Below are 25,660 nucleotides of genomic sequence, written 5' to 3'. Positions count from 1 at the left end.
GGCGCGTAGCACGCCCGTCACACGGGTGACCGGGCGGCCACAGGTCTATTTACTCGGATACGCTTCGCTGATGGATGATCGTGCGCCGACCGGAACCGCGGGCAGGCGCGGCAGGAGAAGGCTCAGCGTCGACGAGCGGCGCGACGAGCTGATCGAGGCCGCACTCGAGCTCTTCAGCCGCAGGCCGCCCGAGGAGATCTCCATAGACGACGTGGCCGCTCTGGCGGGCGCGTCCCGCGCGCTGGTCTACCACTACTTCGGCGGAAAACAGGAGCTCTACCTCGCCGCGCTGCGCAGTGCCTCCGACCGGCTCGGCGGGCTGCTGTCGGCGCCCAGCGAGGGCACCCCGCTGGAGCGGCTGGAGACGGCGCTGAAGCGCTACTTCGACTTCGTCGAGGAGCACGCGGCCGGCTACCTGGCGCTGCTGCGCGGCGGGCCGTCGTCGGCGTCCGGCGAGGTGAGCGAGATCGTCGAGAGCACCCGGGCGCTGCTGCTCGACCGGATCCTGCGCGAGTTCGCCATCGGAGCGCCGGGCCCGGTGCTGCGGGTCACTCTCCGTGGCTGGATGTCGATGGTGGAGACGTCGGCGCTCGACTGGCTGCAGCACCGCGATCTGCCCAGGGAGAAGCTGCAGGCGCTGCTGGTCGAGCAGCACATTCTGCTGGTGCGCAACGCCACCCGGCACGACCCGCTGCTGCGGGAGGCCTTCGACCGCCTGGCCCGCGAGGAGTCCGAGCTGGCGGTCAGGGCGCTGGAGGTCCCCTGACGGGTTCCCGGAGGCGTCCGATCGATCCCCGGAACACAAGGCTGAGCCGTCGAGGCCCCCGATAGGCGACTCGACGGCTCGATGGAGCCCTGTGCTGTTGTGTCCGTCCGGCCTACTCCGAACGCTGCTGCGGGATGCCCGCCAGCAGCGCGCGGACCTCGGCCTCGCGGTAGCGCCGGTGCCCGCCCAGGGTCCGGATGGACGTGAGCTTCCCGGCCTTCGCCCATCGCGTGACGGTCTTGGGGTCGACGCGGAACATCGTGGCGACCTCTGCCGGGGTGAGCAAGGGCTCTGCCTCGGGTGTACGTGCTGACATCTTTGCGGCCTCTCCTCCGTGGACCGTCTGACAGCCGATCCTGCGATCTTCTTTTTCGCGCGGTTCACCGATGTCTCTTATGGCCCGGAACGAGCCGCTATGACATCACAAGGTGTAACCTTGCCATCACTCAGCGCAGTAAGCAAGCCCCTGGCTCAAATCTGCGTGTTCGTGATGACTGGGTTACGCTGCGTGATTCTAGCGACACGTATGGTGGCATGGGGGAGAGAATCGAGAACTTTCTGCGGGAGTTTGTCCCAGCCGTATGTAGGCAAACCGTCACGCAGGGCTGTGAGCAGGGGTTTTTGCTGGCTCTTTACTGAATGTCAGTTGGCGTTCTGTAGCGACCGAATCGCCCGCCAGCGCGTCCGAAGTCGCAACTGCATCGCGACGGCCAGTTCCAGTTCGTCCCGCTCCAGTGCCACGAGCGCCACCGCGCACTCGCCGGCGGAGTCGTCCGCGGCCAGCGTGTCGTCGTCCATGAGGTGGACGAGTCCGCCGTAGTCCAGCTCCACCAGGGACCCCGCATGGAAGGCCGAGAGCCACTCCCGGAGACTCCGGGCGTCCCCGAAGGGCGACACGTCCGTCATGGCGCGCTCCCCGGCGATCGACGCCCGGATGAGGCGCTGCCCGGCCAGGGCCGTGGTGGTCAGGTAGATCAGGGAGCGCGGCGGGGCGGTGACGGTCCCGCCGCCGAGTTCGAGCGCGCGCTCTTCGCGTACGAAGGACGCGAACCAGGGGAACGGCACATGCCAGTTGCTCTCGCGGATGTGCGGGTCCACAGGTGTCGCAGGGGTCGCAGGAGTCCCCTCCGCGGCACTGAAAGCCTCCCAGGAACGCGGACGCCGTCGCCAAGGGCAGATGTAGACCCTCTCGGAGAAAAGCCTTATGTAGGCGTTCTGGCTGTCCTGGGCGGGCGGCCTTCGCATTCCCCTCTGCGGGCGGGCCGTCAGAATTCCGTGGTCGGTGTGCCCGACGTGCCCGAGGCGTCCGGTGGGCTCCGCGCGTCCGGGGTCGAAGGCCGCGATCCTGCCCGGACGGCCCGGGGCCCCGGCGCGGTCCGCGTAGGCCGTCCACCAGGAGCGCTCCGGCTCGGGGAAGGCCTCGAGCGGTTCGTAGACCCTCAGGTAAGCGGTGTACGGGAGCACGTCCGCATGGTGGCACGCGAGCGCCGTCCGGGCACGCCCCGAAATCTTCTCGTTGTAATTCCCGGCGGGGATTCGGGGCGCGGTCATGGTCCAGGGAGTCCTCGAACGGTCTTAGGCTGATCCCGTGACCGTTTTTCAGGGGCACGAACAGGTCGTCTTCTGCGCTGACAAGGCGAGCGGCCTGCGCGCGATCATCGCGATCCATTCGACGGCGCTCGGCCCGGCGCTCGGGGGAACCCGTTTCTACCCCTACGCCGACGAGGATGAAGCCCTCGCCGACGTGCTCGAACTGTCCCGGGGCATGACCTACAAGAACGCGATGGCCGGGCTCGACCACGGCGGCGGCAAGGCCGTCATCATCGGCGATCCCGCCCGCGACAAGTCCGAGGTCCTGCTGCGCGCCTACGGGCGCTTCGTACAGTCCCTGGGCGGCCGTTACGTCACCGCCTGCGACGTGGGCACCTACAGCCCAGACATGGACTACGCGGCTCGCGAGTCGCGATTCGTGACCGGCCGCACCGAGGCCGCCGGAGGGGCGGGGGACTCCTCGATCCTGACGGCCTTCGGGGTCTTCCAGGGCATGCGCGCCGCCGCCGAGCGCGTCTGGGGCCGGCCGACCCTGCGCGGCAGGCGGGTCGGGATCCAGGGGGTCGGCAAGGTCGGCCGCCGGCTGGCGGACCTGCTCGCCGAGGACGGCGCCAGGCTGGTGATCTGCGACGTCGACCCGGCCGCGACCGCGCGGGTGGTGGCGGCCCACCCCATGACGACGGTCGTCGAGGGGACCGCCGAACTGCTCGCCTCGGAGCTGGACGTCTACGCGCCGTGCGCGCTCGGCCAGGCCCTCACCGACGAGGTCGCCGCCACGCTGGACGCGAGGATCGTCTGCGGCGGGGCCAACAACCAGCTGTCGCACCCGGGCATCGAGAAGGTGCTCGCCGAACGGGGGGTGCTCTACGCTCCCGACTATGTGGTGAACGCGGGCGGGGTCATCCAGGTCGCCGACGAGCTCGAGGGGTTCTCCATGGAGCGGGCCCGGGCACGGGCCGCCGGGATCTTCGACACCACCAGACGGATCTTCGAGCTGGCCGAGCGGGACGCGGTGCCGCCGGCCGTTGCGGCGGACCGGATGGCCGAACGGCGAATGTCCGAAGTCGGGCAACTTAGGGGTATCTGGCTGTAGTCACGCGCCTTGGTGGTGTCTGGCGGAAATCGCGTGGAGTCCTCGTAAGGTAACGCGAACACATTGCCCCGCAGGTCAGCACGGGGATCCTTACCGGCCGGACCGGCCTCCGCGAAGGTAAAGCGAGGCGCCACCGTAGAGACACGTACCGAGCTGCGTGTAAAACGGGTACGGTTGTACCCGTAGCTGACGCATGGCTCAGACGTGTCAGCGTGGGTGCGTAAGCGTAGCGATAGGGCCAGTAGAAGCCCTGACATCAAGGGGGTCGAGCCACATGGGGCGAGGCCGAGCGAAGGCCAAGCAGGTAAAGGTCGCTCGCCAGCTGAAGTACAACGGCGGCCACACTGACCTCGACCGCCTTTCGGACGAGCTGGGTGTATCTTCCGCACGGCCGACGACGGAAGTCGAAGACTCCATCGACGAAGAGCTGCTGGACAAGTACGCGGACTACGCGGACTACCAGCCGAAGGACGGCTCTGCGGGCTGACAGCCGGGCCACTGCCAGCCACGGCAGTGGCTTCGCCGTCTCTACCGTCCCAGCGCACGGTCAAGGGTGTCCTCGCGGGGCCCGAGGAACTTCGGGTCCCGATCGAGGATGACGTCCGCCATGGCCTTGATGGTGGCGGGCACCTCCCGGGCGTAGCCGAGGACGGTGGGCTCCAGGTAGGGAGACCGGTCGCCGATGCCCTGTGCGTCGAGGCCGGCTCTCCGGCAGAGCGCGACCGCGCGGGCCAGGTGGAAGTTCTGGCTCACGACGATCGCGCTGTTCGCGCCGAAGATCTTCCTGGCGCGCACGCAGGAGTCCCAGGTGTCGAAACCGGCGTAGTCGAGGACGATCTCGTCCTCGGGTACGCCGTTTTCGTGTAGGTAGTCGCGCATGGCGGTGGGTTCGTCGTATTCGGTACGGCTGTTGTCCCCGCTGACCAGGACGGCCCTGACCTTGCCCCTCCGGTGGAGATCGACCGCGATGTCGAGCCGGCCGGCGAGGAACGGGCTGGGGCCTCCGGCGGGGTTCAGTCCGGCGCCGAGCACGAGGGCGATCTCCGCCGTGCGGGCGTTCGAGAGGTCGGTCCGGTGCCCCAGGGTGGATCCGTAGGTCCATCCGGTGGGCGCCAGCAGCACCGCCAGCGCGCTCGCGGCCAGAGTTATCCACAGCCTTCGTGAGCGCAGTCGCGGGGGGATCCGTCGGGGACTCACGGCGATCACTGTAGCGAGGTGCGGTCTTCGCCCGCGCTCCGGCAGGATGGGTCGGGTGCTGAAGACCCTTCGTTCCCGTTTCGAGCGGGCCGGTTACACGGTGGCCGGAGTCCGTGAGGCGCTGGGCCCCGTGGCGGGCGGCGCGCTGGCCCGTGATGAGATCGTGCCCGCTTTGCGAGCGACCCGTGATGACTCCCCTCTGTCCCGGCTGACCAGGCTTTTCTGGCTCCAGGTGCCGGTTCCGGCGGCGGGGCTGCCGGCCGACGAACTGGTGGCCGCGGGGCTCGCCGAACGGTCGGGGGACGAGCTGCGGGCGCTGCTCCACGTCGAGCCTCTGGAGGCTCCGGGGCCCGTCCGGTACGCGGTCTCCGATCTGAAGATCCGGCCGGGGGACGGGCCGGTGCGGCCGGACCACGTGGTGGGTGTGGGGGGAGCCTCCTACAACCTGGCGAGGCTGGTTATCCACAAGCCTGTGGATAACTTGCTGGATCTGGGGACGGGCTCCGGCGTCCAGGCGCTGCTCGCCGCCGACAGGGCCCGGCGTGTCGTCGCCACCGACACCAACCCGCGCGCCTTGGAGCTGGCGCGGCTCAGCTTCGGCCTGTCGGAGGTCGACGCCGAGCTCCGGCTGGGGTCGCTGTTCGAGCCCGTGCCCGAGAGATACGACCTGATCGTCTCCAACCCGCCCTTCGTGATCTCGCCCGACGGGCGCTTCGCCTACCGGGAGTCGGGCCTGCCCGGCGACGAGGTCTGCCGCCGGCTGGTCGAGCAGGCCCCGTCCCGGCTCACCGAGGGCGGCTGGTGCCAGCTGCTGGCGAACTGGCTGCTGGTCGACGGCGAGCCGTGGGAGGAGCGGGTCGCCTCCTGGATCTCGGGCTGCGACGCGTGGGTCGTCCAGCGGGACGTCCAGGACCCGGCGGAGTACGCCGAGCTGTGGCTGCGGGACTCCTGCGAGGCGGGCACGCCCGAGTACCGCGCCCGGTACGGGGAGTGGCTCGACTACTTCGACCGCCAAGGGGTCACCGGGGTCGGGTTCGGGTGGATCACGTTGCGGGAGGGCGGCGACTCGGTGCGGATCGAGGAACTGCGGCACCAGGTGGAGCAGCCGGTGGGCGCCTACGTGGAGGGGGTCCTGGACGGGATCGCCGCGGCGGACCGCCCGTTCGGCGTGCTGCGACTGGCCGACGGCGTGGTGCAGGAGCAGATCGGGCGCCCCGGGGCGGAGGACCCCGAACGGATCGTCCTGCGCCAGAGCGGAGGGCTGCGCCGCGCGACCGCCGTCGGCACCGTCGAGGCGGCGCTCGCCGGGGTCTGCGACGGCACGCTCCCGCTCGACCCGCTGCTCGGGGCGATCGCTCAGCTCACCGGGGACGACGAGGAGGCGGTCCGGGCGCACGCCGAGGGCGTGCTGCCGGAACTGGTGGCCGACGGGTTCTTCGAGGTGGCGGGTTAGCGCCGGAGGTCCCGGCGCAGCTCCCTGTTGATCTTGTAGGCCCAGAGCGGGCCGCCGTAGATCATGCCGGTGTAGCCCTGGACGAGGGTCGCCCCGGCGGCCATCCGCTCCCGCACGTCGTCGGCGGTCTCGATGCCGCCGACCGAGATCAGGGTGAGCCGGTCGCCGGTCCTGGCCTTCAGCTGCTTGAGCACCTCCACCGAGCGCCGCTTGACCGGTGCGCCGGACAGGCCGCCCGCCTCGGCAGCGACGGCGGGGTCGCCGCGCAGGCCCTCCCGCGAGATCGTGGTGTTGGTCGCGATGATGCCGTCCAGGCCCAGTTCCAGCGCGAGGTCGGCGACGGCGTCCACGTCCTCGTCGGCGAGGTCCGGGGCGATCTTGACCAGCAGCGGGGTGTCGCCCTTGGCCTCCTGGACGGCCCGCAGCAGCGGCCTCAGGTGCTCGACCGCCTGCAGGTTTCGCAGACCCGGGGTGTTGGGCGAGCTGACGTTGACGACGAGGTAGTCGGCGAGCGGGGCCAGCAGCCTCGTCGACTTCACGTAGTCGGAGGCGGCCTCCTCTTCGGGCACGACCTTGGTCTTGCCGATGTTCACGCCGACGACGACGTCGCGGTCGCGGCGCAGCCTCGCCACGGCGTCCGCCGCGCCCCGGTTGTTGAAGCCCATCCGGTTGACGACGGCCCGGTCGGGCGGCAGCCGGAACAGGCGGGGGCGCGGGTTGCCCGGCTGGGGCTCGCCGGTGATCGTCCCGACCTCGACGTGGCCGAACCCGAATCCGGCGAGCGCCTCGTAGGCCACGGCGTCCTTGTCGAACCCGGCGGCGAGGCCGAGGGGGCCGGGGAACTCCAGCCCGAGCGCCTTCACCTTGAGCCCCTCGCCCGGGCCCAGCAGCGCGCGCAGCAGCCGGGGCAGTCCGGGGACCGCCTGGACCGCGCGCAGCAGCCGGATGGTCAGATGATGGACCCTCTCGGCGTCGATCCGCCGGAGTACCTGGGAGAACAGCAGGGCGTACACGGTGTCCCATCCTTTCAGGAGGCCGCGACACGCGAGGCCGCGGGGGCGGTGGACGTCCCGGGATCCACCGGTCATCCTGGAGGGCGGTCGCCGGGGTGAGAGGGGGTGGGCGTGGGTTGGCGAGGTATGACCCACCGCCCTGTGGGCACTGTGAGGGATCGGGGCGGGTCAGTTACCAGCGGCCCCGGCAGCAGGAGGACGGTTCGGTGACCTGGGTGGACAGCGTGGAGAACTGCCATGTGTGCGACGGCACCGGACTGTGCCGATGACCGCCGGGCGGTCGGCGGTCCCGGAGCGGTGCGGGCTCGACCCCTGCGGATGGTGCGACCGGGACGATCTCGCCTGCCGGTTCTGCACCGGTTCGGGCTGGTGGCGTCCGGAGAAGCCCCAACGCGAGGCGGGCGGCGTCATCGGCTGGGTCCGGGTCGACGAGCCGTGCAGGATGTGCGCCGGCACCGGCAAGGAGCACGACCCCCTGCCGGCGCGCGGCTGAACGGGCCTCAGGCGTTGTAGTAGGGCGTGCCGCCGCCGGTGACGCGTTCCAGCGCCGCCATCTCCTGCCGGTCGCGGACGCACTTGGCGAGCGTGAACGTCGAGGTGACGACGTACAGCATGGAGATGCCGAGGAACCCGCGCACCCACATGTCGACGGGCAGGAAGACGACCCCGAGGCCGACGGCCGCGAACGAGATGACGAACGAGATCGCGGCCTGGAAGAAGAACGCGTTGGACGTGGTGTTCTTGATGCTGGGCGCCATGGCATGGCTCCTTGTCTGAAGGCTCAGCTCAGCGCTGAGAGGCGGGTGTAGAGGGTGCGTGCTCGGCGGAGGTGCCGTTCGTAGGTGGCGCCGAGGGAGAGCAGGAGGAGCCCCGCGGCGGCGATGGGGATCCATTGGGGGAGCGCGGTGATGGCGTCCCGGACGTAGGGGGCCGCCTGGTGTGCGGCGTCCAGGAACAGGGCGAGACCGCCCAGGATCGCCGGGGACTGCCGCCTGGACCACACGCCCGCCAGGAGGACGGCCAGTGCCGTCAGGCCCAGGAGGAGCGGGCGGAGCCAGCCTTCCCTTTCCGTCATCAGCACGAGGCTCGGACCGAGCAGGACGGCGAGGCCGGGGGCGTAGGCGAGCCAGGACGAACCGGCGTGCCCGCGCCAGACGAAGCCCAGGAGCAGACCGGCCAGCGCGACCGGGACGGTGCAGAACTCCGGAGGCGTCTCCCAACTGAGGTGCTCCGCGAGGTTGAAGGCGACCCATCCGGACCAGACGGCGGCGGAGATCCCGAACATCAGCCGGGCCGGAACGCTCCGAGCGGCGGTGCCGCCGGCCGTCAGGAGCAGGAGGAGCACGACCTGGATGCCGAGGTGCTCCGGGCCGGGCAGGACGAGGAGCAGGAACAGGGCGAGGAGCGTCTCGACGACCGCCTCCCGCAGCGTGGCGGCGAGCAGGATCAGCAGGCAGAGCACCACCGCCTGCCAGTCGCGGATCGCCTCGTCACCGAACGACGCCGCGTACGGCACGGAGTAGAGCGCCAGGACGGCGAAGGCGACGACGGCGGGCCGGAGCCGTTCGGTGGCCATGCCGAGCGCGATCAGGCCGAGGACGATCGGGGTCGCGCCGGGCACCGTCTTCTCGGAGCCCAGGGCGGCCTCGAGGAGGGCGCCCAGGGAGAACAGGCCCGTCACGGCCAGGAAGACCCAGGAGGTGCTGCGGATCATCGCGCTTGCCCGGTGCCACCTGTCGGCCCGCGCGGTCGCCAGGAGGGGGATCAGGGCCGCCAGGGAGACCGCTGTGGCCAGGTGGGTGCGGGGCAGGACGCTCTGCAGGGGGAAGGCGACGGCCAGGACGGTGGCCAGGCCCGTGAGGACGCCGCCGGAGCGGTGCTCGCGCGACCACGGGTGGGCCAGGAGCGCGGCGGCGGCCAGGAGTGGGGCGACGGCCAGTTGCACGTCCCGGTCGCCGAGGTGCTGGGCGGAGTGGACGGTGAGGATCACCAGTGTCAGCGGCAGGGTGGCCAGGGTGGAGCCGAAGGCGGCGCGGGGCGAGAGGCGGCGGAGGACGAACAGCGCGAGCGCCGCGTCGAGCAGCAGGGCGGCGGTGAACTCGTACGGGGTCGCGTCGTTGTGGGCGTAGGCCAGCAGCGGCAGAGGGAACTGGAGGGCGAGGACCGCGGTGTGGCGGGGGAGCCGCAGCGGGGAGAACCTGGCGTAGGCCGTCCAGCCGAGGGCCAGGAACAGGGAGAAGAACGCGGTGTACCAGTCTCCGGGGACGCCGTCGAAGAGTCCGTAGGAGTAGGCGGCGTAGCCCTCCAGGATCAGCAGGAGCAGGCCGACCGCGGACACCGCCTCGCCGGTGGCGGTGAGCCCGCGGCGGGTCAGCGGCCAGGGCAGGTACAGGGCGAGGGCGGCCAGGCCGGTGAGGACGGAGGCCTTGGCGGGCAGTCCGAGCCGTCCCCAGCTCACCACGGTGAAGATCAGTGCGGCGATGCCGAGCAGGCTCGCGCCGAGGCCGAGCAGCAGGGTGCGGACGCGCCGGGCGTCGAGTTCGGGGCGGGACGCCGCGGCGGCGGTCCCGCGGGCCAGGCGGAGGATCTCGTTCCGGCGGGCCAGGAGCGGGTTCATCTCGGCCTGCAGGAGGTCGAGCCGCCCCCGGATCTCCTGGAGTTCCTCGGCTTCGGGGAGGTCCAGGGGGAAGCTGCAGAAGACCGCGGGACAGCGGGCGGGGGGATCCTGCGGAAGGGGGGCGCCGCAGGCGGGGCAGCTGGTCATACCGGGATCTTCCAGCCTGACCGGCCCGGTGGACATCCGTAGAGATACTCAGAATCGTCTGGTCATCCGAGCGGAGAGCGCGGCGATGACGTAGGAGGTGATGTCGGAGGGGTCGAACCCGAGCCGGGCCGCGGTCCTGGAGACCTGGCGGGCCACCTGCTCCGGGGGCAGGGCGGCGATGAGTCCGGCGGCGGCGTGGGCGGCGGCCACCCGTTCGTCCACGAAGCGCAGGGAGCGGTGCTCGAGGACCGAGTCGAGGACGAGGTCCACCAGCAGGTGCTCGTGCGCGAGGGCCGCCCGGACGGCTTCCGGGCCGCCCTTCGCGAAGAGGGCGGCGGGGTCCTCGCCCTCGGGGAGGAGCACGGCGTGAACGGGTCCGCGCAGGTGGGAGAGGTGCTGCCAGGCCTGGACGGTGCCGCGCCGGCCGCTGAAGTCGCCGTCCAGGGCGAGGAGCACGTCATCGCCCAGGTCGCCCAGGAGTTCGGTCTGTTCCTCGGTCAGGCGGGTGCCGCACGGGGCGAGCGCGCGGAATCCGGCCAGTCGCACGGCGATGGCGTCCAGGGGCCCTTCGACCACCACGGAGCGTCCCCGGGGGCCCTTGTCGGGGGAGTAGAGGAGGCTTCCTTTGTGGAAGACGGCGCTGTCGGGGCTGTTCAGGTAACGAGGGCCGCCCACACCGTCGGCCGTACGGCCTATGAATCCGGCGAGGGATCCGTGGCGGTCCCGGACGGGGAACATGATGCGGTCGCGGAAGAAGTCGTAGAGCCGTCCGTGACGGGAGCGGCGGGCCAGGCCCAGGGCGATCAGACGGTTCTCGTGGACGCCTTGTCCGAGGAGCCGTTCGGTGAGGGTGTGCCAGCCCGGAGGCGCGTAACCGAGTTCGAAGCGGCGCTGGACGGGCTCAGGGAAGCCCCGTCCGTCCAGGTAGGCGGGCGCCCAGCTTGCGGGCCGTTGGGCTTGGAAGAATCCGTGGGCGAGCTCCAGGGGGTTTTCGGATGCCTGGAGCATCGGGTTTTCGGACATGACGGGACTCCCCTCGTGCCGGTGAGGCGGGGAAGCTCCTCAAAGCGGTGATACCCACTTTTTCGGGATATATCTCCCGACTGGTTCGCGGGTGCGGAAGGGCGCTGGGGAATGATGGGACCCATGAGAATGGTGAAATTCCCGCACTCCTGTATCCGGTTCGAGACCTCCGAAGGCCGCCTCGTCGTCGACCCAGGGGCCTTCTCCGGCTCCGAGCCCCTCGAGGACCCGGACGTCATCCTCATCACCCACGTGCACTTCGACCACCTGGACCCCGACGCCGTGCGGGACCTCAAGGCACGCCGCCCCGACCTGCTGATCTACGGCCCGCCGTCCCTGTCGGAGTTCCTGAAGGACACCCCGTTCACCGCGGTCCGGCACGGCGACACCATCGAGGCCGCGGGGATGACCGTCAAGGTGTTCGGCGAGGTGCACGCCGTCATCCACCCGTCGATCCCCGTCATCGAGAACGTCGGATACTACTTCGACGGGATCTTCCACCCGGGTGACAGCTTCACCGTCCCCGACCTGCCGGTGCACACGCTGCTCGCGCCGACGGCCGCTCCCTGGATGAAACTGAGCGAGGGCACCGACTACATCGACCGGGTGGCGCCTCAGCGCGTGCACCCCATCCACGAGGCGATCCTCAGCACGGAGGGCGTCGCGGTGTTCGACCGGATGCTGGACGCCCTCACCGCGCCCGAATACATCCGCCTGGGGGCCGGCGAGGGCGTCGATCTGTGATCACAGGTCGCTAACGCTCCGTGTGTGCCGCGAGCGGGGCGCGGCGGCGCTGATTGCATGACGGCCCACAGGTCATCGTTCGGGGGGAAGGTGACCGCCTGTGTTCAGCCGTGCTGTGCCGGACGCCGTCTTCCTGGAACCGCAGGGCGCGCCGTCCTGGAAGGAACCGGCCTTCGGCCTGGCGCTCCTGCTGATGTTCGCTCTGCTCGTACTGCACCGCCTGCTGGCGCGCGGCGTGCCCGGCCTGCTCAAGGGCCGGGACAAGGAGAGGTCCTCCGCCTCGGTCGGCGGAGGACCTCACAGCGCGCTCTCCCGGGTGCGGGGCGAGCGGCGCCCCGTGGGCTTCACGGGGCCCGGGGCCGAGGGGTTCCTGCGGGCCCTGCTGGTCGAGGTCGTCACTCGCGGCGGCGGACGGGTGGTGCTGAGCCGTTCCGAGCTCCACCGCCTGCTGGGCGGCCGGATGGAGCCTCCGCTCCTGGCGCTGCTGGCCTTCCGCCTCGTGGTCCACGAGACCCCCGAGGAGGCCGTACGGCACCTGGAGCGGTGCTTCTCCGCCGACTCGGCCGATTCGGCCGAGGAGAAGGACCACCTCTACTGGCTTCTCCCGTCCGACCGGGTTCCCGAGCCGCTGCCGGAGCACGAACGGCTGCACGTCCTGCTGCTCGGCCCCTGGCGGCAGGCCCGCGAGATCGGCCCCGACGGCCTGCTGGACGGCGAGACCGTCCCCGTGCTGACCGTTCCGGAGGCCGTCGAACGCCTGTGCCTCTACGGCCTGACGCTCTGACCGGCCGGCCCGGAAGGGGTTCGGTTCTCGGAGGGTCTACTTGCGGGCGTGCTGCTCGATCTCGTCCTTCCGGGTGGCCTTCGCCTGCTGGCGCCTCTCGTTCTGCACCTGCGTGGCGACCCTGGTCATGTCACCGCGGGTGATGTCGCCGGGCGTCGGCCGGGCCCATCCCACGGTGTCCTCCATGATCCGCACCGCGATTCCCGCCGGGATCATCAGCACGACGATCGCCACGCAGATCCACAGCAGTACCCACGCGTGGAGGATCAGCGCGACCCCGCCCACCGTGAAGGCCACGAACGCCGTGATCACTACGGCCCACGACTTGGCCTTCCCGTGCGGGCTGCCTTCCAGGGTCCTGGAGTGCGGAAGTTCTTCGGAAGCTCCTCCGCTCCATTCGGCGTCGATCGAAGGCGACCCCGTGAGGTGCGGCTTCCGCTCGTCCCCCGGCTCCTCCATACCCGGACGCTGCTCGATGGTCATGACCACTCCTTTCGTCCGTCTTGTACGGTTCCATTGCCGCCCTTGATTCCCCCAAACCGCCCAGACGTGAACTTTGACTTCCTGGGTGACCCTTCTCACCCACCCCGCCTCCGCGTCTCCTGGAGTCCCCCAGAAACACGGAAGTCCCGACCCGCCGAAGGCGGATCGGGACTCTGAAGTGCGTCTAAAGAGGTCGTGTTCGGGTTCTCGGCGGTGGTGATGAGGCCGTGGAGCCGATCGCGGGCGCGCACCAGGTCGGCGATCTGGGCGTCGATGCGGTCGCGCTCGGCCGACAGCCTGTCGAGGAGTTCGGGCGTCACCTCACCCGACACCATGCACGGCATCAGCTCCACGATCTTCCGGCTCGGCAGGCCCGCGGCGTACAGCTGCTGGATCAGCAGGACCCGCTCGACCGCGCCTTCCGAGTACAGCCGCTGGCCGCTGGGGCTGCGTTCCGAGGTCAGCAGGTCCTGCTCCTCGTAGTACCTCAGCGCCCGCACGCTGACCCCCGCTCTGGCCGCGAGCTCGCCGATGCGCATCGGCCTCCCCTTCGATGATCTGGGTCACAACACTTGCCTCTGACGTCAACGTCAGGTTTTAGCGTAGCCCCAGAACGACACGAAAGAGGAGATCCCACTATGACCAGCATGTTCGACGGCTACCGGCTCGGAAGCCTCACGCTGCCCAACCGCATCGTGATGGCCCCGATGACCCGGGCCCGGGCGACATCCGACGGCATGCCGACCCCGTCCACGGCGATCTACTACGCCCAGCGGGCGACCGCGGGACTGATCGTCAGCGAAGGGGTGCAGCCGAGCCTCCAGGGCCAGTCGAACCCCCGTACCCCGGGGCTGCACAACGACGAGCAGGTCGCCGCGTGGCGTCCGGTGACCGAGGCCGTGCACGCCGACGGAGGCAGGATCTTCGCCCAGCTCATGCACGCCGGCCGGGTCGGACACCCCGAGACCGTCGGCCACCACCCCGTCGCACCGTCCGCGATCGCGTTGAAGGCCGAGCTGTTCACCGGGTCCAAGGGGCTCCTGCCCGCTCCCGTCCCCCGCGCCCTGTCGACGCGGGAGGTCGGAGGCGAGGTGCGGGTGTTCGCCGACGCGGCCCGCCGCGCGATCGACGCCGGGTTCGACGGCGTCGAGCTGCACGGGGCCAACGGCTATCTGATCCAGCAGTTCCTGTCCTCCAACGCCAACCGGCGCACCGACGCCTACGGCGGTTCCATCGCCGGCCGCATCCGCTTCGCCGTCGAGGCCGCGGAAGCGGCGGCGGACGCCATCGGAGCCGACCGCGTCGGCATCCGCGTCTCACCCGGAGGCACGACCTGGGACATCGTCGAGGAAGACGTCCCGCGGCTGTACTCGGCCCTGATCGACGCGCTGGCCCCCCTGGGGCTCGCCTACGTGCACGCCCTGGCCACCACCGAGGACGATGTGCTCATCGCCCTGCGCAAGGCGTGGCCCACCGCGTTCATCGTCAACCCGGGCGGGCAGATCGGCCCGACGAGGACGGACCGCACCCGCGGCGAACACTGGCTGGCCAACGGCGCGGACCTGATCAGTTACGGCCGCGCGTACCTCGCCAACCCCGACCTCGTCGAACGCCTCCGCACCGGAGCCGTCCTCCGGGAGGACGACCAGTCGACCTGGTATCAGGGCGGCGACACCGGATACATCGACTACCCCGGCCACCGGCTCTGACCCGCCGGAGAACGTCTCTCGCCGGGCCGTCCACAAGGGAACCGCTGCGACCGGCCTCATTCACCGGCACGGGATCCGGCTCGTGATCGCACGATGGCCATGGATCGCATCTTCCCCGGAAGAATCGAGGAGGCGTGTTCAGGCGGATGGCCGGTCAGAAAGCCAGAAACCCAATCCGTTCGAGCCGGATTGGGCCTCTGATCTGGTGGCCAGGGGCGGGGTCGAACCGCCGACCTACCGCTTTTCAGGCGGTCGCTCGTACCAACTGAGCTACCTGGCCGTGCAAGGGAAAGCGGTCCTGACGGGACTTGAACCCGCGACCTCCACCTTGACAGGGTGGCGAGCACTCCAACTGCTCCACAGGACCTTGGTGCTGCTCCCGGTGCTTTGCGCTTTCGCTCCGGGGCAACGTGGAAAAGCTTAGGCCATGCGGGGGACTGCTGCCAACTCGGATTCCCCGGGAGGGGCGGAGGGGGGGAATCAGATGCCCCGGGCGCCGTCCAGGAGTTCGCGCATGACGTCGAGGTGGCCGGTGTGGCGGGCGGTCTCCTCGATCATGTGGAGCAGGATCCAGCGCAGGGAGACGGGAGCGTCGCCGAGGACGGGCAGGGCGGTCGGGGTGTCCAGGGACAGGCCTTCCACGGCCTTGCGGGAACGTGCGCACTGCTCCTCGTACTCGGCCAGGAGTTCGGGGAGGGGGCGGTCGTCCACGGCGAACTCGATGTCGGGGCCGTCGCTCGTGCCGAACGGCGAGGTGTCGGGACCGCCGAGCAGGCGGTGTTCGAACCAGATGAACTCGACCCAGCGCAGATGGTTGACCAGGCCGGCCATGCTCATCGACGGCGAGGACGGCAGGACGCGCCGGTGCGCCTGCTCCTCGGTGAGGCCTTCGCATTTCACCGCCGGGGTGGCTCGGTACCAGTCGAGAAAGGCGGTCAGAAGACTCTGCTCGTCGCCCGCGGGAGGCGGTATCTCTCGGTCCATGTCTGGAATCTAATGAGCCTCGGCGGCGGAAGTAAAGGCGTCGAGAACGTCCTGGGTGAAAAGGACGAACCGCGCCTCGATTACATTTGTGGATGTATTATTCACGGTCTCCACCGCGATCCTGGCCGCGTCCTGGACGGGCCAGCCGAAGATTCCCGCCGAAATGGCGGGGAAGGCCACGGTCCGCACCTCCAGTTCGTCGGCGACGCCCAGGGACTCGCGGTAGCAGGACGCCAGCAGGGCCGAGCGGTCCTCGTCCCGCGACCAGACCGGGCCCACCGTGTGGATCACCCACCGGGCGGGCAGCCGCCCCGCCGTGGTGGCCACGGCCCGGCCGGTCCGCAGTCCTTTCCCGTAGTGCGAGGCGCGCAGTTTCCGGCAGGCTTCGAGGATTTCCGGCCCGCCTTTCCGGTGGATCGCGCCGTCCACTCCGCCCCCTCCGAGCAGGGAGGAGTTCGCGGCGTTGACGACCGCGTCCACCCGGGCCTCGGTGATGTCCCCCAACGTCAGCGTGATTCGCATCATCGTCGCCTTTCCCTTGGCCGGAATTCGTTTCCGGAGGGTTCTTTGAAATCGGTCCGGTTCGCCTGCGCCCCATGTGCTGAGGCTTATTCTCCGGCTCTGGCCGTGATGGCTCCAGGGCGGGCCGCCTCACCAGGGCCTCCCGGCGAGGCCGGAGCGGGATCGAGGCCCGGCGTACCGCCGGGCGGGTCGTGGGGAAGCCCGGATCGTAAGTGAATCCGGCCCTGCCCGAAGTCGATGGCTCGCAGTTTTCGACGGCTGTGAGCTGTGTGCCCGGGAGGGTCGTCCGGCGGGTCGGGGCGTCCTCGGGAAGAGCGGAAGGCGGAGCGCGAACTTCGGGGCGTGCGGGGATGTCTCAGAGAGAGATTCCCGGCTGGAGCAGGGGGTTCGTCCAATTACTGGTGTTATTCCCTAGTAGGTTGATGTTTATGTTGCTTCGTGCTTGTCAACGGGTGGTGGAAGCGGCACGGAACGGGGGAGCGGACTTCGGGCAGAGTCTGCGGGAGGCCAGGCAGGCGATCGGGGCAGCGGGGCCGGAAGAGGCGATCGCGGCCGCGCACCTCCTGGTGGACGCGTCGGCCGAGGTCATGCCGCAGCGGGGAGGTTGGCTCGCCGCCCTGGCCGGGTCCCTGGCGGAGAAGGGCGTGGACGTCGACGGCATCCCCGTCGTCGAGCGGCTCAGCGGGATCGCGGCGGGGGCGGTGACGTTCGCGGAGACCTGGGGACCCGACCTCCCCGACCCCGCGCAGGGGCCGAACCAGCAGATCTGGGAGCGGACCAGGCAGCTCATGGGCGAGCGCGCCCGCATCCCGATGCAGTGCTGGTACGCCCTCCCGCACTTCACGAAGAGCGCCGTGACACTGCTGACGTACTCGCCGGCGACCCGCGTGGCGGTCCGCGACCACGACGACGTCGTCGACCGGGCGGCGGAGTACTGCCCCGAACTGGAGTACGTCCGCGACCTGCGGCGCATGCTGGACGGCGAGGATCTCCTCATCCTGGACCGCCCGACGAGGCGGGGCTGGTCCGTCACCATCCACGGCGTCGGCGACAACTTCCAGCTGCACACCCTCCTGGCCGCCGCACTGGTCGGCCGCGCCCTTCCGGGCACGCCGCCGGATCTCCGCTGGATGCGCTGCTTCACCACCGGCGAGGTCGAGCCCGGAACCCCGCCCGTCACCGGCTGGTGGCGGCTGACCGACGCGCACGGGGAGCAGATCCGGAACGAAGGGGTCCCCGCCGACATCCCCGTCCTGGGCGAAACCCGGGTGGTGGTCCTGGACCCGCCGCCCTACCCGTCCTCCTGGCCTCCGGGCCGCCGGTTCCCGCTCATCCCCGGCTCCCTTGCCCTGGACGCCACCTACCACCCCGATGACCTGGCGGCTTGGTGGCCCATCCTCAAACCCCCGCAGACGGCCCGTCCTCACTGACGGCGGTCAGCCTTCCCTCGAGGAGAGGGCCAGCTGGAACGGGTCGTGTTCGGCGTGGACCAGGGGCAGGGCGTCGGCGTCGTCCCACAGCTCGTACCACTCGTTCTCCATCGGCTGGTAGGCGCGGGAGAAGACCCCGGCCGCGAGCTCCCGCAGCTCCTCGGACGGGACGAAGACGAGCCGGTCGGCGTACTCCCGCCCGACGGTGTCGGTGATGAGCCCGGGCGAGACCCTGTCGGCCACCAGGCAGGCCGCGACGATCGCGGCCGAGGCCTCGTCCCGGTCCAGGTAGTCCGTCTCCTTCGCCACCGTCATCACTTCGCGGAGCGCGGACTCCGCCTCGCCGGGCCGTTCGGCGAGCTCCCCGATGAAGTCCATCCCGCCGTCGTTGTCGAACGGCCCGTAACCCCAGGCGCCCATGCTTCCTCCGGTTCCTCGTCCTGTCAGGGAGCCTAGGGATCGTCACTGACAGGACGAGGGGTCCGTCCACACCCCGAGTTCGTCCACACCCCTGTGCGCTGCAGGCCTCAGGCGGAGAGCTGCTGGTTCCAGCTGGTGAGGAAGGAGTCGACGAGGTCGGAGGCGCGGGCCTGGGCGTCGAAGCTCCCGGTGCCCCGGCGGCGGGCGATGGCGGCGAGGGAGTCGGCCGCCTCGTTCAGGAGGTGCCCGCTGTGCCCCTTGACGTGCTGGAAGCTGAGGAGGGGACGGTCGGCGACCCGGCGGGCCAGCAGGTGGAGGTGCGGCGCCCGGTACCCCGGGGGGAGCGCCGAGACGTCCCCGGACTGCCAGCGCCACAGATAGGACAGCGCGGGCAGGCTGTCGACGAGGACGGTCATCTCGACGCGCGGCTCGATCGTCGCGAGCAGCAGTTGGACCGCCCGCAACTCGGTGATGATGATCTTCGACGGTCCGCTGGGATCCTGCGGCCCCACCTTCCAGTCGCCGATTCCCCAGCGGCCGTCCGTGGTGAGGAATCCCATGCCGCCATGCCCGCGCTTCCAGGAGGCGTCGGTGGCGGCGACCAGCGGGCGGGTGCCCGTCCAGCGCGCGACCTGCCCCGCCAGGACAGGACCGGGCGGGGCGGAGGAGTTCTGTGCGGGCCGCGGGCGGGGCCGGTTGAAGCGCGGAACGGGCGGCGTCACGAATTCGTGGTCATGGCCGGTCGAGTCGCGCAGGGTGCGTTCGGCGAGGCCGAGGACGGTCTCCGAAGCGGGGAGGTCGCCGGCCCGGGCCGAGAGGAGGACGAGCTTGAGGAGGACTCCTACTTCCTGGCATCCGGTGCAGTCCAGAGAGACCAGGGCGTAGCGCTGGAGCCGGACGACCCGGGCGGTCAGCGGGTCGGGCAGGCATGAGAGGAGGCAGCGGAACTGGGCGGCGGTCATGCGAGGAGACAAGCGCTCTCACCTCCCTACAGGGCGTATGTGACATCTGACGACGAGTGGACGCCTGGAGTTCCCGGGAAGTTCGCCATTGTCACAAGAGCCCAGATAGAGGCACTATTGCCCGCATGTTCGAGCAGGTTTCGGTCAGTCGTCTGACCAGGGGAAAGCCCGGGCGCCCCACCCCGGAAGATCTGGCTTCACTGCTCTATCGAGCGTGGATTGTCGCTTTTGCTCTAAAAATGGTGGGATCGTCCTGGGATGTTTCCTGGCACTTCAAATGGCTGCGCGACGACTTCGCGCCCCCGCACCTGCTCAACAGCGCGGGGACGATCCTCGCGATGGTGCTGGTCGGCGTGCACTGGTACACCGGCTTCGGCGTCGACAGAACGTCCAAGCGGCTGATCGAGACCGGAATGGCCATCTTCATGATCGCCATTCCGGTGGACCTGGTGAACCACCGGGTCAACGGCCTCGACATCACCAGCTGGAGCCCCTCCCACGCGCTGCTCTACATCGGCACCGCGCTCATGCTCGCCGGCCTGATCAAAAGCTCCCGGGGGATCGTCCAGGCCGTCTTCTTCGCCTTCTTCCTGGAGAACTGGCACTTTCCGGCACTTCACCAGGAATACGGGGTCTACGGGCTGAAGGCCTGGCTGGCCGGCAGGCCGGAGGCCGAACCGAGCCTGCTGGCGTTCGCGGCCGAGCAGATGGGGCGCCCCGTCGACCTCACGATGGTGGAGAAGTTCGCCCAGCCCGTCTCGTACTGGGTGTACCCGCTGTGGACGGCCGTCGGGAGCATCTTCGTCCTCGTCCTCGCCCGCCGCGTCGTCGGGATGCGCTGGACCGCGACGGGCATCGCCGCCGGCTACCTCGCCTACCGGGTGGTCTCCGGGTTCCTGCTGGACCTCATGGACTTCCCCCACTCGGCGATGCCGTTCTTCCTGCTCGCCGGCGCCGTCGTCATCGACCTGGCGTTCCGGTTCGTGCCGGAGGTGCCGGTCGTGGGCGCCCTGCTCACGGTGGGCGCGACGTACGCGGGGATCGTCCTGCAGGGCTGGATCACCGAAACGCCCCCGTACGAGCTGAACGCGTGGCCCGTCGCGGCGGTCCTCCTGTGCGTCCTCTGGTACGGGCAGAGCAGGATCCAGAACCCGGGTCCCTCCGGAACGCTAAGTTCTTCTGCGGCGTCGTGAGGTTCCGCTTCACGCGGGCCCGCCGAAGGAGGACGAATGAAGCTTCATGCCGTGGTGGTCTTCTCGCTGCTCCCCCTGGCGGTTCCGGCCGTCCCGGCCGCTGCGGCATCCAAGTGCCCGGTGGGGGTCTGGCAGCTCACCAAGTACGAGAAGAAGGCGGTGTCGAAGGTCTACGACACCGCCTTGAAGTCCCGGGGCATGAGCGGAACGAAAGTGAAGATCGCCGCCAACGGCGCCTTCACGTATGACTTCAAGAAGTCCGCGAAGCTCGTGACGGCGGGCCGGACGAACAACGTACCGATCGCCGAGACCGCTCTTTACCGCCGAGTGCTCAAGCACAAGGCGTCATGGAAGGGCGGGAAGGTCCTGGTGAAGCGCTCGACGGCCACCGGGACGGCGCGGGTGAAGACCGTGCAGAAGAAGCCCCAGCGCTCCAGCCGGGTGGAGAAGGTCGCCCCGCTCGTCCGCGTCGAGCAGGACACGATCGTCCCCGTCGGACGCGTCGCCTACACGTGCACGCCCGGCGCACTCCACCTGAAGCGCACGATCAAGCTCGACTCCAGGGGCGGGCTCGAGGTCACGCACTGGTGGTTCGGGCGCTGACGCCGGGAGGGGCCGTCAGAGCCAGTCCCAGCGGGGGATCGGCCAGATGAGGACCCGGGCCTGCCCGACGACGGAGTCCACCGGGACGGGACCGTTGTCCCGCGAGTCGGAGGAGCCTCCGCGGTGGTCGCCCATCACCCACAGCATGCCCTCGGGAATCTTCACCGGCCCGAACGAGCGGTGGTCGTCCTCGAAGATGTAGGGCTCGTTGAGCGGCTTGCCGTCGACCGTGACACGGCCCTCGTCACAGCACTCGACGGTCTGCCCCCCGACGGCGATGACCCGCTTGATCAGGTCCTCGCGGGGCCAGTCACCGGTCCCGTGGAAGACGATGATGTCGCCGGCCTCGGGGTCGCCGAGGTGGTAGCCCAACTTCTCGACCAGCACCCTGTCGCGTGTGCAGTCCTCGCAGCCGTGCAGCGTCTTCTCCATCGACCCGGAGGGGATGTAGAACGACTGCACGACGAACGTACGGATCAGCAGAGCGAGGACGACCGCCGTCACCAGCAGGAACGGCAGTTCACGGAAGAACGACTTCTTAGGCGGTGCAGAGGTCACCCGGCCACCCTACGGCTTGCCGCATAAATTCTGAGACAGCCGGTGCGCGGCCGGACGGGGACTCCCGTCCCGGCGGTCAGGCCAGATCGGCCTCCCTCGCGGCGCGGCGGCCCTGCTCCCAGCCGTCCAGGTCCTGGATCCTCCGGCCCCGGACGGTCTTGGCGGAGGGGAAGAGACGGTCCACGGCGGTGTCGACCGCCTGGTCGCGGCGGGCCAGGACGGGGAGGAGGTCCTCGGTGAGCTCGGCCTCGCCCGCCTGGGCGAGGCGCTCGCCTATGTGGTGGGCGAACGAGGTGAGAAAACTTTGGCGGAAGCGCTTCTTCGAGCCGTTCTTGGGCATCGCGGTGTCGGCCTGGAGCAGGAGCGAGGTGTAGAGGAGTTCCACCGCCTCCAGATCCGCCGGGTAGCCCAGGACCGTCGAGAAGCCCAGGTCGGACTGCCAGACGGCGCGGCAGCGGTTGGCTTCGGCGACGACGTGCAGGAGGGCGGCCTTGGCCTCCTCGTACGGGCCGTCCACGGGCAGCCGGATGCCGGTGGGGGCGTCGGAGGGGCTCTCCAACGCGGCCTGGTCCAGGCTGTGGCGGGTCATCAGGCGCTGGGCGCCCGCCACGAGCGCCTCGGCCTCGGCGGGGTACTGGGTGGACTCCGCCTTGGCGAGCAGGGCGCGGATGCGTTCGAGCGCCGGGTGGGCGGGCGCCGCGGTGCGGACGAGCCTGGCGATCTTCGGCAGGCGGCGGAGCTCGCACAGGACGTCGACGACCTGGCTGACGGCGGTGAGCCGGTCCCGGCCGCCCAGGCCGTCGGCCTCCAGCAGGGCGGCGTGCGCGGGGGAGCGGAAGCGGGCGAGATGGCGGCGGAGGTCCTCGGGCTGCCAGCCGCGGTCCGCGGCGGCGCGGACCGCGCGTTCGAGCGCGGCGAGGAGCCGGCCTTCGGCGGTCTTGTTCGCCGACAGAAGAGCGATGGCGGTGTCACGGGCCCGGAGATCGTCCGTGAACTGGGCGTCCATCGCGACGGTGATCAACTGCTCCGTTTCGTCCACAGAACTCATGTTCTCATTGCTCTTTTCCGCTAATTCGCTTTGCCCTAGGGTGCGCCGGGGGCCAGACAGGTTCGGGGACCGGACTCTCTTGAGGAGACGACATGCGCACAGCGGCAGCGGCCGGGGCGATCATTCTCGGTGCGGCGACGGCGGTGACGATGACCGGCACGGCGGCCACGGCGGCGCCGAAATGCTGGACGGGCTCCTGGAAGGTGGTCTCGGCTTCCGCGGATCTGGACGGCAAGGACCTGGATTTCGCGCTGAAGGGCGGCGCCGGGATCAAGATCAAGCTCGCCAAGGGCGGCAAGGCGACCTATGACTTCACCGGCTCCAAGCCGCTGACCGGCTCGGGCACCGTCAAGGGCGTGCCGACCAAGGCGACGCTGAGGCTGACGGGAAAGCTCACGATCAAGAACAAGATCACCGGATCGGCCAAGGGCCGGATCACCGGCAAGCCGAAGAGCGCGAGCGGCGACGCGAAGCTGATCATCAAGTCCGGCCTGGTGACGCAGGAGCTCAAGGTGCCCCGCGAGGTCCGCCGCAACGGAGACCAGGGCGTGGTTCCGCGCAACGCCACGTACACCTGCGCGGGCAAGACCCTCACCATCCGGCAGACCGTCAAGCAGTCCGGCACGGTGTCCAAGACGGCCTGGAGGCTGAAGCGGGCCTGACGCCCCTCAGTCCTCCTCCTGCACGAGCGCGCCCTCCGACTCGCTGATCTCCAGGACGGCCTCGACCGGATCGATCTCCATGATCTGGTCGACCAGTCCCAGGATGTCGTCCGGGCTGATCAGCCAGCGCAGGGCCGTCGCCCCCGTGGCGTCGGCGGTGATCTGGGCGTGCTGGGCCTCCCGCTCCTCGACGTCCAGATCACGCGCGCGCAGGTCGACGAGCGCCGCGCTCTGCAGCGCCTCCGTGTCGGTGACCTCGACCATCAGATCGAGCGAGATACGGAGATATTTTCCGGTGTCCGCTTGATTACTCACGGTTCAATGTTAGCCCCGTGCGTCACCCGGCCACCGGTCCAACAGCTCGCCGTGGCCGAGAGCGGCCTGATCGGCGGCGGCCCTGCCGTGCAGCCAGCCGTCCGTGTTGGTGGGAGAGCTCCCCCGGTAGCGGCGCAACTTGGGGAAGAGCTCCGCGACGGACCTCTCCACCGCGGCGTTGCGGGACGCCAGGACCGGGCTCAGATCGGCCGACGTGCTCTCGTTCACCATGCGTTCGGTCGCCTCCCTGAGGCGTTCGCCTATGCGGAGCGCGTACGCCGACAGAAAAGAGTGGCGGAAGGACTTCGTACGGGACCGCCCCGACGGGTCCTGTCGGCTGCCCGCCTGGAGCATCGCGGACGTCGCCTGGACGAGCAGCGACGTGAACAGCAGCTCCACGGCGACGAGATCCGAGGGAAAGCCCAGCACCGTGGCCTCCCCCCGTTCGCGGTGCCACACCGAGCGGCAGCGGTTCGCCTCGGCCACCACGTGCAGCAGCATCGCCTTGGGGCCCGCGTAGGGGTGGGTGACCGCGACCGGACGCCCGTCCGGGCGCACCCCGCCGAGCTCCGCCTCCACCAGGGCCTCGTCCAAGTTGTAACGCGCGATCAACTCCTGGGCCCGCGCGGTGAGCGCCTCGGCCTCCTGCGGGAACTCGGTCGACTCCGCCTTCTGCAGCAGAGCGCGCACCTTTCCCAGCATCCGTTGATCCATGGCCTCACCCTCCCACCCTCCGACGACACTCCCGGTCGTCCTCCACAGGCCGCTGACCGGTCCCCGCCCAGCCTGCCCGGACTCCGCACGACCACGTGCGGAGATGGGGCACCCTTGACGGGTGGAAGTTCGGGGTGTGCTTGACGCGGATAAGCGAGGCGGACGTGAAGGGCTGGACGAACCGGCCATCAGCGAACGGTTCCGTCTCTTCAACTTCACGCGGCGTGACGACCACCTGGCGTACCTGTGGGTTCTGCGCGCGATGGACAGGCTCCGCTCGGTGCACCAGGTGCGGGTGCACACCGAGCAGGTCGCGGCGGCGCTGAACGAACTCGTCATCGCGCACGGAGGCGTCTTCGGCGAGGAGACGGGCGGGTGGGACAGGCTCGACGAACGGAGCCTGCGCGACAGGCTGGACGCGCTGGCGGAGGACGGGGTCGTCCACAGGCTCGAGGACGCGTCCCGGGCCGGAAGCCTCGCGCGCTACCGCAACCGCCAGTCCGTCTACCAGTTCAGCGAACTGGGGTACCGGGCCTACACGGCCGTCGAGCAGGTGCTGGCGGCCCGGGTCCGGGACGCGAACCTTTCGAAGCTCGTGTTCTCCGACATCCTCGACGACCTGCGGGCGCTCGCCGTCGCCAACCGCGACGGCGACCGGGACCAGGTGTACCGGCGCATCAGCCGCCTGGACGCGGCGATGGAGGACATGGCGCGGCGGTCGGCGCAGTTCCACGTGACGCTGGGCGAGATCATCCGCTCCACGGACGCGTCCGCGGAGACGTTCCTCACCTACAAGAACGCTCTGCTCACCCACATGAGCGACTTCATGACGGAGCTCGACAGGTACCTTCCCCGGCTAGCGGAAGCCGTCCAGGAAGTGGAGGAGACGGGCGTCTACACGCTGCTTTCACGCGCGGCGGACGCGGACGAACGGCTGTTCCTCCTCGCCAGCGAGAAGATGGAGGACTGGCAGCGGCGCTGGGCGTCGTTGCGGGAGTGGTTCTCCCCGCACGAATCCAAGGCCGCGGACCTGCGTGAAGCGACCCGTACGGCGGTGTCGGCCGTCATCGCGCTGCTGAGGCAGATCACCGAGGCGCAGCGCGGCGGCGTCAACCGCTCCACGCAGCTGCGCCACCTCGCCGAATGGGTCTTCCGCACGCCGGATGACGAGGCGGCGCACGCGTTGATGTCCGCCGCCTTCAACCTCCGTTCCGCCCGGCACCTCGGGGGCGCGCACGACGACGACGAGCAGATCTCCCCGAGGGCGAGCTGGTGGGACGCGCCGGGCATCGAGCTGTCCATCAGCCTTTTCCGGACGGGTAAGGCGCCCACCCAGGGGCTGCCCCAGCCGGTGAAGGTCAACCGGGGCATACGGGCGGAACTGCGCAAGACGCAGTTCGAGCAGCGGGCCGTGGACAAACGCGCGGCGGCGTCCCTGGCCGGACGCGGAGCCCACGATCGGGTGCTGGACGAGGCGGAGGCCAGGGTGGTCCTGAAGCTGCTGACCAGGGCGCTGGAGGCCCGTACGGTCGTCGCCGGGAGGATCACGCGCGGGGCGGGGGCGGACGACGCCGTGGAGCTCAGGCTCATTCCGTCGGAGGCGGGGTCTACGGTGCGTACCGAGGCGGGCACACTGCACCTTCCCGGATTCCGATTGGAGGTCGGCTGA

30 protein-coding genes and 2 tRNA genes are annotated in these 25,660 nt (G+C 70.0%); 13 read left to right on the top strand and 19 right to left on the bottom strand.

All coding sequences use genetic code 11. The annotated features are described in order from the left end of the window. Positions 1 to 70: 70 nt before the first annotated feature. Positions 71 to 766 carry a TetR/AcrR family transcriptional regulator gene (locus ABD327_RS19750; protein WP_344451985.1) on the top strand — a complete coding sequence of 232 codons (696 nt, stop codon included), beginning with the start codon at positions 71 to 73 and terminating at the stop codon, positions 764 to 766. A 112-nt stretch (positions 767 to 878) separates the two neighbouring features. On the opposite strand, the gene bldC is transcribed toward ABD327_RS19750, so the two are convergent. Both bldC and ABD327_RS19740 read right to left on the bottom strand, forming a co-directional pair. Then, positions 879 to 1,082 (bottom strand): developmental transcriptional regulator BldC, encoded by a 204-nt coding sequence (bldC, locus tag ABD327_RS19745; RefSeq protein ID WP_012850682.1) that lies wholly within the window; start codon positions 1,080 to 1,082, stop codon positions 879 to 881. A gap of 326 nt (positions 1,083 to 1,408) precedes the next feature. Then, positions 1,409 to 2,230, bottom strand: a complete 822-nt coding sequence (locus tag ABD327_RS19740) for a DUF8083 family protein (protein ID WP_344451983.1) — start codon at positions 2,228 to 2,230, stop codon at positions 1,409 to 1,411. A gap of 124 nt (positions 2,231 to 2,354) precedes the next feature. Here ABD327_RS19740 and ABD327_RS19735 point away from each other — a divergent pair, with 124 nt between their 5' ends. Together ABD327_RS19735 and ABD327_RS19730 are read left to right on the top strand one after the other, a co-directional pair. Then, the gene (locus tag ABD327_RS19735) at positions 2,355 to 3,410 is read left to right on the top strand and encodes a Glu/Leu/Phe/Val family dehydrogenase (protein WP_344451982.1); all 1,056 of its coding nucleotides are present in this window, start codon (positions 2,355 to 2,357) and stop codon (positions 3,408 to 3,410) included. Positions 3,411 to 3,684: 274 nt separating this feature from the next. Continuing rightward, positions 3,685 to 3,897, top strand: a complete 213-nt coding sequence (locus ABD327_RS19730; protein WP_344451981.1) for a DUF3073 domain-containing protein — start codon at positions 3,685 to 3,687, stop codon at positions 3,895 to 3,897. 41 nt (positions 3,898 to 3,938) lie between these two features. Here the strand turns inward: ABD327_RS19730 and ABD327_RS19725 are convergent, their stop codons facing one another. Continuing rightward, positions 3,939 to 4,607 (bottom strand): SanA/YdcF family protein, encoded by a 669-nt coding sequence (locus ABD327_RS19725; protein WP_344451980.1) that lies wholly within the window; start codon positions 4,605 to 4,607, stop codon positions 3,939 to 3,941. Positions 4,608 to 4,653: 46 nt separating this feature from the next. Here ABD327_RS19725 and ABD327_RS19720 point away from each other — a divergent pair, with 46 nt between their 5' ends. After that, entirely contained in the window at positions 4,654 to 6,060 is a 1,407-nt protein-coding gene (locus ABD327_RS19720; RefSeq protein ID WP_344451979.1) for a DUF7059 domain-containing protein, read from the top strand. Here the strand turns inward: ABD327_RS19720 and ABD327_RS19715 are convergent. Beyond that, positions 6,057 to 7,073: a quinone-dependent dihydroorotate dehydrogenase gene (locus ABD327_RS19715; protein ID WP_344451978.1), complete on the bottom strand. Its 1,017-nt coding sequence runs from the start codon at positions 7,071 to 7,073 to the stop codon at positions 6,057 to 6,059. The two genes, ABD327_RS19720 and ABD327_RS19715, sit on opposite strands and share 4 nt — an antisense overlap. Positions 7,074 to 7,338: 265 nt before the next feature. Here ABD327_RS19715 and ABD327_RS19710 point away from each other — a divergent pair, with 265 nt between their 5' ends. Then, positions 7,339 to 7,566, top strand: coding sequence for a hypothetical protein (locus tag ABD327_RS19710; RefSeq protein ID WP_344451977.1), 228 nt, complete (start codon positions 7,339 to 7,341; stop codon positions 7,564 to 7,566). A 7-nt stretch (positions 7,567 to 7,573) separates the two neighbouring features. Here ABD327_RS19710 and ABD327_RS19705 read toward each other — a convergent pair whose 3' ends face one another. From ABD327_RS19705 to ABD327_RS19695, 3 genes are read right to left on the bottom strand one after another with little or no spacing between them, the layout of a single operon-like run. Beyond that, positions 7,574 to 7,831, bottom strand: coding sequence for a YiaA/YiaB family inner membrane protein (locus ABD327_RS19705; protein ID WP_344451976.1), 258 nt, complete (start codon positions 7,829 to 7,831; stop codon positions 7,574 to 7,576). Positions 7,832 to 7,854: 23 nt separating this feature from the next. Further along, the gene (locus tag ABD327_RS19700; protein WP_344451975.1) at positions 7,855 to 9,837 is read right to left on the bottom strand and encodes an SCO7613 C-terminal domain-containing membrane protein; all 1,983 of its coding nucleotides are present in this window, start codon (positions 9,835 to 9,837) and stop codon (positions 7,855 to 7,857) included. Between the two features lie 48 nt (positions 9,838 to 9,885). Next, positions 9,886 to 10,860: a toprim domain-containing protein gene (locus ABD327_RS19695; protein WP_344451974.1), complete on the bottom strand. Its 975-nt coding sequence runs from the start codon at positions 10,858 to 10,860 to the stop codon at positions 9,886 to 9,888. 123 nt (positions 10,861 to 10,983) lie between these two features. On the opposite strand from ABD327_RS19695, the gene ABD327_RS19690 reads away from it, so the two are divergent. Next, entirely contained in the window at positions 10,984 to 11,604 is a 621-nt protein-coding gene (locus ABD327_RS19690; RefSeq protein ID WP_344451973.1) for an MBL fold metallo-hydrolase, read from the top strand. A 100-nt stretch (positions 11,605 to 11,704) separates the two neighbouring features. Further along, a complete protein-coding gene (locus ABD327_RS19685; RefSeq protein WP_344451972.1) occupies positions 11,705 to 12,388 on the top strand; it encodes a hypothetical protein in 684 nt (227 codons plus the stop codon). Positions 12,389 to 12,424: 36 nt separating this feature from the next. Here ABD327_RS19685 and ABD327_RS19680 read toward each other — a convergent pair whose 3' ends face one another. Next, complete coding sequence (locus ABD327_RS19680) at positions 12,425 to 12,871, bottom strand: hypothetical protein (RefSeq protein ID WP_344451971.1); 447 nt, start codon at positions 12,869 to 12,871, stop codon at positions 12,425 to 12,427. Positions 12,872 to 12,966: 95 nt separating this feature from the next. Beyond that, a complete protein-coding gene (locus ABD327_RS19675) occupies positions 12,967 to 13,410 on the bottom strand; it encodes a MerR family transcriptional regulator (protein ID WP_344451970.1) in 444 nt (147 codons plus the stop codon). A gap of 99 nt (positions 13,411 to 13,509) precedes the next feature. Here ABD327_RS19675 and ABD327_RS19670 point away from each other — a divergent pair, with 99 nt between their 5' ends. Beyond that, entirely contained in the window at positions 13,510 to 14,580 is a 1,071-nt protein-coding gene (locus ABD327_RS19670) for an alkene reductase (protein ID WP_344451969.1), read from the top strand. 203 nt (positions 14,581 to 14,783) lie between these two features. Here the strand turns inward: ABD327_RS19670 and ABD327_RS19665 are convergent. From ABD327_RS19665 to ABD327_RS19650, 4 genes are all read right to left on the bottom strand, one after another. Beyond that, positions 14,784 to 14,860 (bottom strand) — tRNA-Phe (locus ABD327_RS19665). 13 nt (positions 14,861 to 14,873) lie between these two features. Then, positions 14,874 to 14,947 (bottom strand) — tRNA-Asp (locus ABD327_RS19660). A 113-nt stretch (positions 14,948 to 15,060) separates the two neighbouring features. Next, positions 15,061 to 15,564 carry a DinB family protein gene (locus ABD327_RS19655; RefSeq protein ID WP_344451968.1) on the bottom strand — a complete coding sequence of 168 codons (504 nt, stop codon included), beginning with the start codon at positions 15,562 to 15,564 and terminating at the stop codon, positions 15,061 to 15,063. 9 nt (positions 15,565 to 15,573) lie between these two features. Beyond that, positions 15,574 to 16,086: an O-acetyl-ADP-ribose deacetylase gene (locus ABD327_RS19650; protein ID WP_344451967.1), complete on the bottom strand. Its 513-nt coding sequence runs from the start codon at positions 16,084 to 16,086 to the stop codon at positions 15,574 to 15,576. Between the two features lie 455 nt (positions 16,087 to 16,541). Here ABD327_RS19650 and ABD327_RS19645 point away from each other — a divergent pair, with 455 nt between their 5' ends. Continuing rightward, positions 16,542 to 17,516: a hypothetical protein gene (locus ABD327_RS19645; protein WP_344451966.1), complete on the top strand. Its 975-nt coding sequence runs from the start codon at positions 16,542 to 16,544 to the stop codon at positions 17,514 to 17,516. A gap of 6 nt (positions 17,517 to 17,522) precedes the next feature. Here ABD327_RS19645 and ABD327_RS19640 read toward each other — a convergent pair whose 3' ends face one another. Further along, a complete protein-coding gene (locus ABD327_RS19640; protein ID WP_344451965.1) occupies positions 17,523 to 17,936 on the bottom strand; it encodes a DUF4259 domain-containing protein in 414 nt (137 codons plus the stop codon). Between the two features lie 107 nt (positions 17,937 to 18,043). Then, entirely contained in the window at positions 18,044 to 18,898 is an 855-nt protein-coding gene (locus ABD327_RS19635) for a ribonuclease HI (RefSeq protein ID WP_344451964.1), read from the bottom strand. 239 nt (positions 18,899 to 19,137) lie between these two features. Here ABD327_RS19635 and ABD327_RS19630 point away from each other — a divergent pair, with 239 nt between their 5' ends. Both ABD327_RS19630 and ABD327_RS19625 read left to right on the top strand, forming a co-directional pair. Beyond that, positions 19,138 to 20,091: a hypothetical protein gene (locus ABD327_RS19630; RefSeq protein ID WP_344451962.1), complete on the top strand. Its 954-nt coding sequence runs from the start codon at positions 19,138 to 19,140 to the stop codon at positions 20,089 to 20,091. A 36-nt stretch (positions 20,092 to 20,127) separates the two neighbouring features. Further along, on the top strand, positions 20,128 to 20,694 hold the full coding sequence (locus ABD327_RS19625) for a hypothetical protein (RefSeq protein WP_344451961.1): 567 nt from the start codon (positions 20,128 to 20,130) through the stop codon (positions 20,692 to 20,694). A 15-nt stretch (positions 20,695 to 20,709) separates the two neighbouring features. Here ABD327_RS19625 and lepB read toward each other — a convergent pair whose 3' ends face one another. Together lepB and ABD327_RS19615 are read right to left on the bottom strand one after the other, a co-directional pair. Beyond that, positions 20,710 to 21,252: a signal peptidase I gene (gene lepB / locus ABD327_RS19620; RefSeq protein WP_344451960.1), complete on the bottom strand. Its 543-nt coding sequence runs from the start codon at positions 21,250 to 21,252 to the stop codon at positions 20,710 to 20,712. A 76-nt stretch (positions 21,253 to 21,328) separates the two neighbouring features. Further along, positions 21,329 to 22,291, bottom strand: coding sequence for a DUF2786 domain-containing protein (locus ABD327_RS19615; protein WP_344451959.1), 963 nt, complete (start codon positions 22,289 to 22,291; stop codon positions 21,329 to 21,331). Between the two features lie 101 nt (positions 22,292 to 22,392). Between ABD327_RS19615 and ABD327_RS19610 the strand changes: the two genes are divergently transcribed. Next, on the top strand, positions 22,393 to 22,962 hold the full coding sequence (locus ABD327_RS19610; RefSeq protein ID WP_344451958.1) for a hypothetical protein: 570 nt from the start codon (positions 22,393 to 22,395) through the stop codon (positions 22,960 to 22,962). A 6-nt stretch (positions 22,963 to 22,968) separates the two neighbouring features. Here ABD327_RS19610 and ABD327_RS19605 read toward each other — a convergent pair whose 3' ends face one another. Beyond that, entirely contained in the window at positions 22,969 to 23,277 is a 309-nt protein-coding gene (locus ABD327_RS19605) for a hypothetical protein (RefSeq protein ID WP_344451957.1), read from the bottom strand. Between the two features lie 9 nt (positions 23,278 to 23,286). Beyond that, entirely contained in the window at positions 23,287 to 23,991 is a 705-nt protein-coding gene (locus ABD327_RS19600) for a DUF2786 domain-containing protein (RefSeq protein WP_344451956.1), read from the bottom strand. A gap of 136 nt (positions 23,992 to 24,127) precedes the next feature. Here ABD327_RS19600 and ABD327_RS19595 point away from each other — a divergent pair, with 136 nt between their 5' ends. Next, positions 24,128 to 25,660, top strand: a complete 1,533-nt coding sequence (locus ABD327_RS19595) for a TIGR02677 family protein (protein WP_344451955.1) — start codon at positions 24,128 to 24,130, stop codon at positions 25,658 to 25,660.

This window comes from Actinocorallia aurantiaca (assembly GCF_039533685.1).
GTDB lineage: Bacteria > Actinomycetota > Actinomycetes > Streptosporangiales > Streptosporangiaceae > Actinocorallia > Actinocorallia aurantiaca.
This window is presented reverse-complemented; position numbering and strand designations above follow the sequence as displayed.